General features: G+C 34.0%; 13 protein-coding genes and 2 other annotated features. Of the genes, 10 read left to right on the top strand and 3 right to left on the bottom strand.

Annotation, left to right across the window (positions count from 1 at the left end; translation table 11 throughout):
• Window positions 1-78: 78 nt before the first annotated feature.
• Genes CN601_RS17715 through CN601_RS17725 form a run of 3 tightly spaced genes read right to left on the bottom strand, consistent with a single transcriptional unit; the run spans window position 79 to window position 3,739 of the window.
• Window positions 79-1,179, bottom strand: coding sequence for a Ger(x)C family spore germination protein (locus tag CN601_RS17715; protein ID WP_098171804.1), 1,101 nt, complete (start codon window positions 1,177-1,179; stop codon window positions 79-81).
• Complete coding sequence (locus CN601_RS17720; protein WP_098171805.1) at window positions 1,176-2,267, bottom strand: GerAB/ArcD/ProY family transporter; 1,092 nt, start codon at window positions 2,265-2,267, stop codon at window positions 1,176-1,178. Before CN601_RS17720 ends, CN601_RS17715 begins: the two co-directional genes overlap by 4 nt.
• Window positions 2,264-3,739: a spore germination protein gene (locus CN601_RS17725; protein WP_257131735.1), complete on the bottom strand. Its 1,476-nt coding sequence runs from the start codon at window positions 3,737-3,739 to the stop codon at window positions 2,264-2,266. Before CN601_RS17725 ends, CN601_RS17720 begins: the two co-directional genes overlap by 4 nt.
• Before the next feature lie 238 nt (window positions 3,740-3,977).
• Window positions 3,978-4,228, top strand: a binding site (T-box leader).
• A gap of 42 nt (window positions 4,229-4,270) precedes the next feature.
• Window positions 4,271-4,542: a binding site (T-box leader), on the top strand.
• A gap of 66 nt (window positions 4,543-4,608) precedes the next feature.
• On the opposite strand from CN601_RS17725, the gene trpE reads away from it, so the two are divergent.
• The 10 genes from trpE (at window position 4,609) to CN601_RS17775 (ending at window position 13,032) form a co-directional block, all read left to right on the top strand.
• Window positions 4,609-6,018 carry an anthranilate synthase component I gene (trpE, locus tag CN601_RS17730; protein ID WP_098171806.1) on the top strand — a complete coding sequence of 470 codons (1,410 nt, stop codon included), beginning with the start codon at window positions 4,609-4,611 and terminating at the stop codon, window positions 6,016-6,018.
• Entirely contained in the window at window positions 6,002-6,613 is a 612-nt protein-coding gene (locus CN601_RS17735; protein ID WP_098171807.1) for an anthranilate synthase component II, read from the top strand. Before trpE ends, CN601_RS17735 begins: the two co-directional genes overlap by 17 nt.
• Entirely contained in the window at window positions 6,585-7,613 is a 1,029-nt protein-coding gene (gene trpD / locus CN601_RS17740; protein WP_098118796.1) for an anthranilate phosphoribosyltransferase, read from the top strand. Before CN601_RS17735 ends, trpD begins: the two co-directional genes overlap by 29 nt.
• Entirely contained in the window at window positions 7,614-8,402 is a 789-nt protein-coding gene (trpC, locus tag CN601_RS17745; RefSeq protein ID WP_098171808.1) for an indole-3-glycerol phosphate synthase TrpC, read from the top strand.
• Complete coding sequence (locus tag CN601_RS17750; protein ID WP_098171809.1) at window positions 8,399-9,004, top strand: phosphoribosylanthranilate isomerase; 606 nt, start codon at window positions 8,399-8,401, stop codon at window positions 9,002-9,004. Before trpC ends, CN601_RS17750 begins: the two co-directional genes overlap by 4 nt.
• The gene (gene trpB, locus CN601_RS17755) at window positions 9,005-10,204 is read left to right on the top strand and encodes a tryptophan synthase subunit beta (RefSeq protein ID WP_098118793.1); all 1,200 of its coding nucleotides are present in this window, start codon (window positions 9,005-9,007) and stop codon (window positions 10,202-10,204) included.
• Between the two features lie 2 nt (window positions 10,205-10,206).
• Window positions 10,207-10,992: a tryptophan synthase subunit alpha gene (gene trpA / locus CN601_RS17760; protein WP_098118792.1), complete on the top strand. Its 786-nt coding sequence runs from the start codon at window positions 10,207-10,209 to the stop codon at window positions 10,990-10,992.
• A gap of 385 nt (window positions 10,993-11,377) precedes the next feature.
• The gene (locus CN601_RS17765; protein WP_098118791.1) at window positions 11,378-11,803 is read left to right on the top strand and encodes a DMT family transporter; all 426 of its coding nucleotides are present in this window, start codon (window positions 11,378-11,380) and stop codon (window positions 11,801-11,803) included.
• 28 nt (window positions 11,804-11,831) lie between these two features.
• Entirely contained in the window at window positions 11,832-12,530 is a 699-nt protein-coding gene (locus CN601_RS17770; RefSeq protein ID WP_257131736.1) for a Crp/Fnr family transcriptional regulator, read from the top strand.
• A 37-nt stretch (window positions 12,531-12,567) separates the two neighbouring features.
• The gene (locus CN601_RS17775) at window positions 12,568-13,032 is read left to right on the top strand and encodes a DMT family transporter (protein ID WP_098171810.1); all 465 of its coding nucleotides are present in this window, start codon (window positions 12,568-12,570) and stop codon (window positions 13,030-13,032) included.
• Window positions 13,033-13,062: the final 30 nt, after the last annotated feature.

Consider the following 13,062-nt stretch of genomic DNA (forward strand, 5'->3'; position numbering starts at 1 on the left):
GTAGTTCCTCCTAAAAAAACAGATGGTTTTCCCTTACATTATGTTGCTCAAGAGTATTAAATATTATAAATAGTATCTTTAAAAAACAGGTCCAGTTCGATCAATTTTTGCCTTTACGGTAGTTTTGAACTCAACATCCTGATAATCTTTCTGCCAATTTAATTTTTTCCATACAGTTTGATGAGAACTTGAAACTCTTCTTCCAATTCCAAATGCGTCACAGTTAGCATCTAGTAATGATTTTGTGATTTCATTCGCCTGTTTAGTAAGGGTTTGTGAAATTTCTTTATTTAACTTGTCCTTATTAAGCTTTTCGCCTACCTTACCTGAATAACTCGTAATTGTTAAATCAAGATTTAGATTTAGTTTACAAGTTATTTTTGACGTTTTTTTATCTATTTTTAAATCCAAATCCCTTTTTATATCTTTTATCCTAAATGAGATTGAACGATTTGTTCCTAAGTTTACGGCCATTTCACTAAACTTAGTTAATCGATCCATCATTAATAATAATAGGCTTCCTTTTGCATCAGGTAAGCTAATTCCTGAAAACTTATCCCCATCAAATAAGTCTATTCCACCAATTGTAATTTTATCATTTTCATCTTTTTTTACAAAAGGTAAAACGAGATCGCTACCTTCATCTGTAATTTTTGTCCAAGCTGTAAAAGCAGTTTCTTTCGGAATTTTTGTAGTTTCTTCAGCAGCTTCTAATCCTTTTAATATTTCGAATGCAATCGGACTAGTTCCAGGATCAAGTGAAATAATGTCTGATGCTTTATCTTCAGCGATAACAACTCTAGTAGAAACAGAGGCTTGTCTAGGACGGAAAAAAACCTCTAAAAAAGGGTAAATTCCTTTCGCAGCAAGTTCTCTTCCAATTAAGATAATGTGTGCTTTACTTACATCAATTTGGCCTGGGAGTTTATTATTAATTTCAATTGCCATCCCTGATACATTTGATTGCTTTATTTTGACTAGTTCGTCTTGCACTTCAAATTGGCCGCCGCCTTTGTTTTCAATATTTAATGCTCTAACTGTGGCTAGTATATTATTGTCTTGGTCTATGTCAAGACTGATCCCATTCACCATTTTTTTATCTACTAATAGATTTTGATCCCAACAACCAGCTAATAAAAAGGAAAACAAACATAAGGTGATTAAGAAAGATTTTCTCATAGTTGCTCACTCCTTTCAGTCTTAGAGATGATAAAGGATAGGCAAAAGAGAATGATCGGAAGTCCAAATACAACCACATAACTTAAATAAGTAACATATTTGTTAAAGAGAACTAGTTGCTCTTCATCAAATGGAAAAATTGTAATAATAAAAATAAGGATTCCACTTAAAATAACATTTTTTTTGAATGAATTTTCTTTGCTAATACTTTTCGCTGATAAAAACATATAAATAATGACCGATGTTGTCATTGGTACGATCCAGACTGATAAAAAAATCAAGTCTAAACGGTCTATCATACTAAATGAAAGTACTTTAAATAAATATAAAACAGGTTCCCGAATTTGCATAAGCTGTGTTGGACTAAAGCTGATTAGACAAATTAAAGTGAAATATGTATAGAATAGTGTCACCGTTAAATTGGCAAAACTCGCAGTTTTTAATATTCCTTTTTCTGAATCAAGAATAAAAGGAAATATTAGTAAAATACTTTCAAATCCTAGCATTGAGAGTAAAGATTTGTGACTTCCCATTAGTATATTTTTTACACCAGAATGTCCAACTGGTAGCATAAAGCCAAAATCCTTTGGTAAATAAAAGGTAAAGAAGGACAGAAAGAAAAGTAAGATAATTAAAATGGATCCTAAAACAAAAAATCTTGAAATGATTCTTAAGTCGCTAATTGTTAAATAAATGCTTGATAAAATAATAATTAGCGATAATACCCACATAGGAGTAAGCGGTAGTAGCCAAAGAGAAATGGTTCTTATAAAAAGCGCACAAGCCAAACTTCCAATCATAATAAAATAAATAAAAATAAATAAATTACATAACTTTCCTAAATATTTACCTAAAATTTTTTTTGTGATTTCCGTATAGATTGCATTTGGGTATTTTCTTAGTAATAGCCAATAAATGATGATTGTAATTTGAACTGCTAATCCAGCAATTAATGTAGAAATCCATCCATCACCTTTAGCAGTAGTTTCGACCGCATTTGGCAAGGCTAGTAATCCAATACCTATTTGACTTTGGATAATAAAAAAATAAAGCTGTAATTTAGAAATCGAATTTATATTCGTTATCATTTTTTCTTCCACGCCCTAGACATTCTTTGCCGATCAAGTTTTTGAGGAAGTGCATCGGTTGGTCTTGTATTTTGTTTCCAAATAGGGAGCCTTATAAATGTATCTTTGATATCTTCTTTTCTAAAAGGTGCCATTGGTGAAAAGTACGGCATACCAAAAGATTTTAATTTACACATGTGCATAAAAATTAACATTAAACTTAAAGTAATCCCAAAAAATCCTAGAATTGAAGCCATTATCATAGTTGGGAATCCTAATAATCTCATACTAGTTCCCATTTCACTGACAGGGGCTACAAAGGATGCAATTGCAGTAAATCCAATTACAACAATCATCGTATTTGACACTAAATGAGCTTCAACAACAGCCGTACCAATAACTAGTCCACCTACAATACCAATTGTTTGAGCAATAGGAGATGGTAGTCTAATAGCGGCTTCCTTCAATAGCTCCAATATGATTTGCATCATAAATGCTTCTACGAGGGGAAGAAACGGTACAAACTCTAAGGAGACTCTAATAGAATATAGAATACCGATTGGTAGTACCTCAGAATGGAAAGATACAATCGCAATGTAGATTGCAGGCAGACAGATTGCAATAAGGAAGCTAAATACTCTAATAATTCGAAAAAACGATCCGATCAACCATCGATGATTATAATCATCGGGAGCTTGATAAAAAGCAAAAAAGGTGATTGGTACGACTGACACAGTAGGGTTTCCATCTACAAGTAAATTTATTTTCCCATCTAAAAGATAAGATACAGCCCGGTCCGGTCTTTCTGTATTTAATACTTGTGGAAATGGTGAAAAAGTATTATCCTCGATTAATTCTTCTAAATGTCCTGTAGATTGAAGGCTGTCTACCTCAACACTAGAAATTCTTTCTTCTATGACTTCAACGAGCTTTCGATTTGCAATTGAATCGAGGTAAACCAATGCCACCTTTGTATTCGTAATTTTACCAATCGTAAAATACTTAACCTTTAAATCAGGTGAATGTATTCTTTTTCTCAGTAATTGTATATTTGTATTGATATTTTCGACAAAACCATCATGAGGCCCATTAATATTTTGTTCATTTGCAGGTTCTTGAATTGCACGTTCTTTATCATCTGCAGCTGCAGCTAATATCCCGGTTGAACTATTTTCTTCTAAAATAAGACAAAATCCATCTAATAAACTATCTCCTAATTCGGAGATTTTTGTTGAGTTTTTGATTTCATATGATTTGACGATATTACCTGTTTCATCTTTTTTTTCTCGTAAAATGGGTTCAATAATGAATGATTGGAGTGCCTCTATTTTTATCATCGATTCAAGAAACAAAATAGCAAAAATCTGAACATTTTTATGAATAATCTTAACAACTAAATCTTCTGTATGACATAAATATTCTTGAATCATCTCAATATTATTTTTTAGATTATTTGTCAAAACATCTTGTTTATTTGTTGTATCGGATCTCAAATTGATCCCTCCCAGATGGACGGTCTAATTGTGTTTATTCTTTCCACAATTTGGTTACATATGCAAGGAAGATTCATATGAAAAACAATGTCCGAAATCAATTTTTTTAGATTAACAAAAATCTAGGATTTCAGTTTGTTTATAACAGAAAAATCGAATCTTGTAGAAAGAAACCTGTTGACTTTTTATTTTTCGCATAATAATATAAGGACAATTAATTTAAATGAACATTTATATTTCCTTTGCGTTGACGAAGAGTAGTAACGATTACGGAAACTAAAGAGAGCTGATGGTTGGTGCGAATCAGTGTGAAAGTAATCGCGAATGGACTTCCGAGCATTCAAACCGAACCTTAAAAGAGTAGTAGGCTTTGGCGAGTAGTCTTCTTGTTACAAAAGACGGGTATTCAATCTAAATTTGATTGGATACTGACAAAGCGAGCTGTTAATCAGCTAATGAAGGTGGCACCACGGGTCTCTCGTCCTTTTTAGGACGGGGGGCCCTTTTTGTATTTCTTTTTAATTAAATAACAATAAATCGCTGAGTAAGAAGAGTAAATATTGGTGAATGTCACAGAGAGTTAGACAATGGTGGGAGTCTAATACAGGAACCTTTATCGAATGGGCTTACGAGAGGCATCTTGAACTTACAGTAGGGATGCACGGATTTCTACCGTTAAAAGGATAGGATATCGGAAATTGGAAGATCAGGTCCAATTAATTCCCGTATCTGAAAAGTGGGATTTCAGAACAATCTGATATCCAATCGAGGTGGCACCGCGGTAGCAACTAATCGTCCTCTATATACACAATTTTTGTGTATATAGGGGACTTTTTTATTTTCATCAAAACTTTTTGGGGGCGAGCTAATTGGGCGTGAAACACAAGGCTGAACTATTTATTGAAACGATAGCGGGAGATTTATTTACACCGATTTCGGTATTTAAGAAATTGAGCGGTAGCAAAAAATTCTTATTTGAAAGCTCTTATAAGCATCAAGATTCTGGACGTTATTCATTTGTCGGTTCTAATCCTACTTTTGAATTGGTTGGTACGAAACAAGGTGGCCAAATCATTGATCAACACGGTGAAACAAAAGAATTTATCGGTAATCCACTTTTAAAACTGAAGGAACTATTATTAGAGCAAGAATACCCGGAAGAAACCGATTTTCCATTCATTGGAGGAGGAATTGGATACGTTGGATACGATATCATTCGTCAATTTGAAGAGATCGGCGAAGAGTTAGAAGACGTACTAGAAATGCCAGATCTGCATTTAATGTTTTTTGAAGTTTTTATTGTGTTTGATCATTTAGAACAGAAAATTCATTTAGTCGGAACCAAGCTTTCAGAAGATACAACTCTAATAGATCTGAAGGCAGGTATTCAGAGGCTGATGCAAGAGATTTTTACAAATGCAGAGCAAGAGGAAGTCAAACCTGTTGTATTTTCCACTTTCAATTCAGAGATTAGTAAGGCTGATTACATGTCGAAGGTAGAAAAAGCAAAACAATTGATTCAAAAAGGAGATATTTTTCAAGTCGTTCTATCTCACCGAATGGGAGCTAGATTTGATGGAGATCCATTTGATTATTATCGAAAATTACGAATCAAAAATCCTTCACCTTATATGTATTTCATTGATTTTGGAGATAGCGTAGTCGCTGGAACATCTCCTGAAAGCTTGATAAAAGTTCAAAATAATCAAGTCATTACGAATCCAATCGCTGGTACGAAAAAAAGAGGGAAAACCCCCGAGCAAGATTTAATTATCGAAAGAAATTTATTACAGGATGAAAAGGAATTAGCTGAACATAAAATGCTTGTTGATTTAGGAAGAAATGATTTAGGAAAGGTTTGCGAGTTTGGAACAGTCAAATTAGATAAATACATGAACGTTGAAAAGTATAAATATGTGATGCATATTGTTTCAGAAGTTAGCGGGCAATTAAAGAAGACAAATACAACACTTGACGCGCTAATAGCTTGTTTACCAGCTGGTACAGTATCAGGTGCACCTAAGATTAGAGCAATGGAAATTATTAATGAATTAGAAGTATCAAAACGAGGTGTTTATTCAGGTGCAGTCGGCTATGTTTCAGTTAATGGAAATCTTGATTTTGCTTTAGCTATTCGAACGATGATTTTAAAAAATCAAATGGCTTATATTCAAGCAGGTGCTGGCATTGTTTATGACAGTAAACCGGATCAGGAATATGAAGAAACCATTAATAAACTAAAAGCATTTTTGGAGGAACATCATGATTTTATTAATTGATCACTATGACTCGTTTACCTACAATCTATATCAATTTTTAGGAGAGCTTGGTCAAGAAGTTAAGGTAGTAAGATATGACAAAATTTCGATTTCTGAAATAGAAGAATTAAATCCTGAAGCAATCATTCTATCACCAGGACCAGGAAAGCCAGAAGAGAAGAAAGAAACGAATGAACTTATTCTATCTTTATATAAGACGTTCCCTATATTAGGAATTTGCTTAGGGCACCAAGCAATCGGATATGCATTTGGTGCAAAAATTATTAGTGCTAAACAAATCAAGCACGGAAAAACATCAAAAATTAGACATGACGCTAGTAATTTATTTGCGTATATGACTCAGCCATTAGAGGTAATGAGATATCATTCATTAGTTATTGAAAAGGAAACAATCCCTCCAATATTTGAAACATTAGCAGTTGCGATGGATGACCAAGAAATTATGGCGATTAAACATCGCAAATATCCAATTTACGGGATGCAATTTCATCCAGAATCGATTGGAACTGAATGTGGAAAACAGCTTTTACTAAATTTTTTAAATGAAATAAAGGAGGAATTGAAAGATGAAAGAGTATCTTCAACGCTTAGCTAATCGGGAGTCCTTTACGGTTGAGGAGATGCAAGTAGCTGTACAAAGAATTCTACAGGATGATCAAATATCAGATAGTGAAATCGCTGCATTTCTAGTTGCCTTAAAAACAAAAGGAGAAACAGTTAATGAAATCGCCGGATTAGTAAATGCCATTAGAAATCATACCGTAGGCTTTACTAGAAAGTTTCATCATGTCATTGATAATTGCGGAACAGGCGGAGATAACTCTTCTTCCTTTAATGTAAGTACCACTTCAGCATTTGTTATTGCAGCAAGTGGAATTCCGATTGCCAAACATGGCAACCGTAGCATGTCTAGTAAAACAGGTAGTGCCGATGTATTAGAACAATTAGGTGTAGAGTTATCGATCCCAACGCAATCTTCAGAAGAGCTTTTAGAGGATATTGGAATGACTTTTTTATTCGCACCTTATGTACATCCACGGCTGAAAAAAGTAATGAAGGTACGACGCGAGCTACAAATTCCAACGATTTTCAATTTAATTGGACCTTTAACTAATCCAGTTGAATTAGAGACTCAATTATTAGGAATCTATCGTAGAGATTATTTAGAAGTATTTGCAGAAGTGTTAAAAAAGTTAGGACGTAAACGAGCGATTGTATTAAATGGCGCCGGTCACTTAGATGAGGCTTCACTAGCAGGAGAAAATCATATCGTGTTACTTGAAAATAATGAGCTTAAAAAAATGACGCTTCATCCAGAGGAAGTTGGATTAAGTTACTACCCAAACGAGGCAATTAAAGGTGGAGACGCAAAAAGGAATGCGGATATTCTTCTTAGAGTTTTAAAAGGTGAAAAGGGAGTATTTAGAGATACCGTGTTATTAAATGCAGGTTTAGCAATCTACACTTCAGGTATCGTTAATCGCATTGATGAAGGGATTAAGAAAGCCAAGGAGAGCATCGATTCAGGTGCAGCTCACGAGAAACTGCAAAAATTAATCGAAAAAACTAGCAAATTAAAAAGAGAGGTTATTTAAATGGAAACAATTTTAGATCGAATTATTTCTCAAAAACGAATCGAAATTAAAAATTTAAGAGCGATTAGTAGACAAATAGTCAACGATACAAAGAATTTATCATTCATTGACCATTTAAAAAGTGCAGATACTCTATCGATTATTGCTGAGTTTAAGCGAGCTTCACCATCAAAAGGTGATATTAATATCAATTTAAATCCAGCGGAACAAGCAAAAAGGTATGAAGAAAATGGAGCATCCGCAATATCTGTGTTAACCGATACGACTTTCTTTAAAGGGTCATTTAAAGATCTGAAAATCGTGCGAGACGCTGTTAACATCCCGATTTTATGTAAGGATTTTATGATCGATGAAGTTCAAATAGATATCGCCAAAGAGCATGGAGCAAACATTATTTTATTAATAGCTGCTGCTCTACCTTTCACAGAACTAAATAGACTATATCAATATGCTAAACAGCAAAACCTTGAAGTGTTGATGGAAGTGCATGATGAGGAAGATTTGGAAAAAGCATTAAAAATTGGACCTCAATTATATGGCATTAATAACCGAAATTTAAAAACGTTTGAAGTAAATTTAAATGTAACAGAAAAATTAGCACCAATCATTCAAGCACAAGGAGGTTTCATTATTAGCGAAAGTGGAGTTTTCAATGAGTATGATGCAAAACGAGTAAGAGATGCTGGAGCTAATGGGATTTTAGTAGGAGAAGCATTAATGAGAAGCAATAATTTATCTACAAATATGAAAGAGCTTATGCTTCCTATCCTTAAGGAGGCTAAGCAGTGAAGGTCAAAATTTGTGGTATTACGGATTTGACTTCAGCACAGATTGCAGTTGATGCAGGAGCTGATGCGATTGGGTTTGTTTTTGCTGAAAGTAAGCGACAAATCCAAATTGATGAAGCAAAAAAGATCATTAAATCGCTGCCAAATTCGATCTTAAAAATTGGTGTATTTGTTAATGAATCAAAAGAAACTTTAGAATCCATCTACGAGGAAGTTGGATTAACGCATTTACAGTTGCATGGTGACGAAACGCCTGAATTTTGCCGTTCATTACGATATCCAAGTATAAAGGCGATACGAGTAGAGTCTGAAAAGGAAGTTGAAAAATTATCAGAATATGATTGTGATTATGTTTTAGTAGATAGTCCAAGCGGTAAATATCGAGGCGGCAATGGAACAACGTTTAACTGGGAGCTCCTCAATTCTAAAAAGATTAACAACTTGGTTTTAGCGGGCGGATTAACAATTGATAATGTATTACCGGCTTGTAATATTGTTAAACCATTGATGGTTGACGTAAGTAGCGGAGTTGAAACGAACGGCAAAAAGGACTATGAAAAAATTAAAATGTTTATAAAAAAAGTAAAATTAGGAGGAATTTAAATGACTACGTACACACTTCCAGATGTAAAAGGACACTTTGGTATGTATGGCGGAAAATATATACCTGAAACGCTTGTTCAAGCAATTACTGAATTAGAGGAAGCATATTCAACTATTAAAGATGATCCGACTTTCAATGAGGAAATTGAAAACCTATTAAAGGACTACGTAGGTCGCCAAACGCCACTTTACTTCGCAGAAAATTTAACTAAGCATGCAAATGGAGCAAAAATTTATTTAAAACGAGAAGATTTAAATCATACTGGAGCTCACAAAATAAATAATGCGATTGGTCAGGCATTACTTGCTTTACGAATGGGCAAACGAAAAATTGTTGCAGAAACAGGTGCGGGTCAACACGGTGTAGCAACTGCAACGGTTTGTGCGCTATTAAATTTAGATTGTGTGATTTTTATGGGTGCTGAAGATGTTCGTCGACAAGAATTAAATGTGTTCCGTATGGAATTACTAGGCGCGAAAGTTATTAGTGTTGAATCGGGGAGCGCGACATTAAAGGATGCAGTAAATGAGGCACTTCGTTACTGGGTTGCAAATGTTGATGACACACATTACTTGTTAGGTTCAGTTATGGGACCACACCCATTTCCAATGATGGTTCGCGATTTTCAAAGTGTTATCGGAAAGGAAACGCGACAACAGTTTCTAGAAAAAGAAGGCAAGCTTCCTGATGCAGTCGTTGCATGTATTGGTGGAGGAAGTAATGCAATTGGTATGTTCCATCCATTTATTACAGATGAAAGTGTAAAACTGTTTGGAGTAGAAGCGGCCGGACACGGAATTGATACAGATAAACAAGCAGCTTCGTTAACAAAAGGTGTGCCAGGTGTATTACACGGTGCACTAATGTATTTGCTTCAAGATGAGGACGGTCAAATACAAGAAGCACATTCAATTTCAGCTGGACTTGATTATCCAGGAGTTGGACCAGAGCATTGTTATTTGAAGGATATTGACCGAGTAAAATATGAATCAATTACAGATGAAGAAGCGCTCGACGCATTCCAATTATTAGCGAGACTAGAAGGAATTATTCCAGCACTAGAAAGCGCACACGCAGTTGCATACGCAATAAAGCAAGCAAAAATAATGGGTAAAGACGAAAATTTAATCATTTGTTTATCTGGTCGAGGCGATAAAGATGTGCATACCGTTCGAGATCGATTAAAGGAGGAAAAATAATCATGAATCGAATTGAATGTCAGTTTTCAGAGCGAATTAAAAAAGGTGAAAAATTATTTATTCCTTATATAATGGCAGGCGACGGTGGTCTAGAAGTATTAGGAGGAAGATTAGCCTTACTAGAAAAATTTGGTGCATCAGCGATTGAAATAGGAATACCTTTTTCAGACCCAGTAGCTGACGGACCAGTAATTCAGCAAGCAGGCATTCGAGCACTACAAGAAGGTACAACTTTAAAAGCCGTTCTTGAAAAAATCAAAGAGGTTCGAAAATTGGTTTCAGTACCTTTAATCGTTATGACGTACATGAATCCTATTCTAGCTTACGGAATTGATAAATTCGTAGCTGACCTCAAACAAGCAGGAGTAGACGGTTGCATTATACCTGACCTACCAATTGAAGAAGAAGAGATTATCATAAATAAACTAGAAGAATTTGAAGTAGAACTAATTCGACTAGTTACAATGACAACACCAAAAGAACGAATCATTAAAATTGCAGAAAAAGGCAAAGGTTTTTTATACACAGTAACGGTAAAAGGGATTACTGGTGTTCGAAATGAACTAGACGTAAGTTTATCATCCTTTCTAAAAGGTGTTAAAGAAGTTAGTAATAAACCGGTTATAGCTGGATTCGGCGTATCTAGTCCTGATCAAGTAAAAGAATTGTGCCAAGATTGCGATGGGGTCATTGTTGGAAGTAAAATTGTTGATTTATTTAATCAAAATAAGATTAATGAAATTAAGCTTTTAATGGAATCAATTTTAGTAAGTGAAGAAGTAATCTAATATGAAAAAAATCAGGCTACCAATATGGCCTGATTTTTTTGGCTTTATCGCTTAATTGCGATTCCCATAATTTAATATAGGACTTACCACCCATCCCGAAAACAAGTTCATCACAAATTATCCACAAAAAGTATATTTTTCTCATCTCAAATTCAATGAAAAACAGTTATCGGTTTTCCACATAATAACGGAGTATCCACAAAAAAATTGCTTTCTAATAAAGATTAATGCAATAATCCACAGAACTTTGCAAATTTTAGCTATACATTAAAGTTTTCCACAGGCCGATTCTTCATCTAAATCATCTTGGGACATATGTCCTTTCCAAACATGCCTCCAATATCGTTTAATAATGAAGAAATCAAAATGTCAGGAGAGAAAGTATATGAAAGGAATTATATTAGCAATTTTAGCTGGAGCATTCATCACGCTACAAGGAGTCGCAAATTCGAAAATTAGTAGTGATATAGGTACTTGGCAAGCAGCTACGATTACACAATTTACTGGTTTTCTTGTTGCATTTTTAATTCTACTTATAATAAAAGATAAAAATTTAGCTGAAGTTAAGAAAGTAAATCCAATTTATTTAACAAGTGGAGCATTTGGAGCGTTTGTTATTTTTTGTAATGTGACGGCAATTCATTTGAATGGTGTTACCTTTTCAGTTTCAACGCTGTTAATCGCACAGCTATGTTTAACTTTTATTATTGATAGTAGAGGTTGGTTCGGAGTAAAAAAGCTTAATATAACTCCAACCCAATTAATTGGAATTGGAATGATGATGATTGGTGTCATTGTGCTAGGATCTTAACTTATAACCTACTGGAGGTGATTTTAACTTGAATATTTCTAGTGATATAGAACAAATTAATCAATTTTTAGCTGAACATCGTATTGAAGAAGTCTTTAATGATGAATTAAGAACTCATATGACTATTCAACGATTCGATCAAGGAGCATTTATTTGTTCTCAAGGAGACTCGGCACAAACAATGTTTATTTTAGTAAAAGGAAAGGTAAAAGTTTATACTTCCTCAGCTGAAGGGAAAACATTAATCCTATCGTTTAAAACGCCTCTTGAATTAATCGGTGATATCGAATATGTAAGAGAATCGAATTATATTAATACGGTGGAAGCAATTTCTACGGTGGAAGTGATCTCTATAGACTATCGTTGGTTAAAAAAACTTAGCAAAAACTATACACCGTTTCTTCAATTCCTATTAAAGGTCATAACGGAAAAGTTTTATATTAAATCGAATTCGATGAGTTTTAACTTAATGTATCCAGTAGAAGTACGCTTAGCGAGCTATTTATTATCCATTTCATACGATGATACAAATTCTTTACTCAATGATAATTTAAATACGATCAATCTTAAAGATGCGGCAAATCTGATCGGAACGAGTTATCGACATGTTAATAGAGTTATTCAACAATTCTGTAAGGATGGCCTAGTAGAGCGAAAAAATGGGAGCATTCTTATAAAAAATAGAGATGGCCTGAGTATTCTTGCGAGTAATAATATTTACGAATAAAAAATCACATTGCTAAATTTGGGAGGTGTGTAAGCTTATGCTTTATGGATTACTTTTATCTTTAATCGCGGGTGCACTTATTGGCTTACAAAGTATATTTAATAGTAAGGTTAATGAACGGACTGGAATATGGGTCACAACAACATTTGTATTAGGAATGGGCTTTATAGCTTCACTAATTATGGGTCTTTTCCTTGATGGGAAACAATTATTTGATTTGCATAATATGAAAGTTTGGTATTGGTTTAGTGGCATTGTTGGTGTAGGAGTTGTATTCTGCTTAACGAAAGGGATTAGAATACTTGGGCCAACCTATGCAACATCAATAATTCTGACATCACAATTATTGTTTGCATTATTATTTGATACTAAAGGGTGGCTAGGTCTTGAGAAAGTTCCGTTTACTTCTAAGCAATTAATTGGAGTATTGCTGATTATAAGTGGTATATTAGTTTTTAAATTAAGCGGAATAAGCTTTAAACGTATAAAACAGCTAATTTGATTTAATGGTAATCTAGTAAAATATGATTTT

It is taken from the genome of Bacillus sp. AFS017336 (genome assembly GCF_002555445.1).
Taxonomy (GTDB): domain Bacteria; phylum Bacillota; class Bacilli; order Bacillales; family Bacillaceae_G; genus Gottfriedia.

Excerpts from the sequence above, each read along its gene's own strand:
- CN601_RS17765 (WP_098118791.1), top strand. The coding sequence starts at position 11,378 with ATGAAAGGAATTATATTAGCAATTTTAGCTGGAGCATTCATCACGCTA.
- CN601_RS17715 (WP_098171804.1), bottom strand. The coding sequence starts at position 1,179 with ATGAGAAAATCTTTCTTAATCACCTTATGTTTGTTTTCCTTTTTATTA.
- CN601_RS17735 (WP_098171807.1), top strand. The coding sequence starts at position 6,002 with ATGATTTTATTAATTGATCACTATGACTCGTTTACCTACAATCTATAT.
- trpA (WP_098118792.1), top strand. The coding sequence starts at position 10,207 with ATGAATCGAATTGAATGTCAGTTTTCAGAGCGAATTAAAAAAGGTGAA.
- CN601_RS17775 (WP_098171810.1), top strand. The coding sequence starts at position 12,568 with ATGCTTTATGGATTACTTTTATCTTTAATCGCGGGTGCACTTATTGGC.
- trpD (WP_098118796.1), top strand. The coding sequence starts at position 6,585 with ATGAAAGAGTATCTTCAACGCTTAGCTAATCGGGAGTCCTTTACGGTT.
- trpB (WP_098118793.1), top strand. The coding sequence starts at position 9,005 with ATGACTACGTACACACTTCCAGATGTAAAAGGACACTTTGGTATGTAT.
- CN601_RS17720 (WP_098171805.1), bottom strand. The coding sequence starts at position 2,267 with ATGATAACGAATATAAATTCGATTTCTAAATTACAGCTTTATTTTTTT.
- trpC (WP_098171808.1), top strand. The coding sequence starts at position 7,614 with ATGGAAACAATTTTAGATCGAATTATTTCTCAAAAACGAATCGAAATT.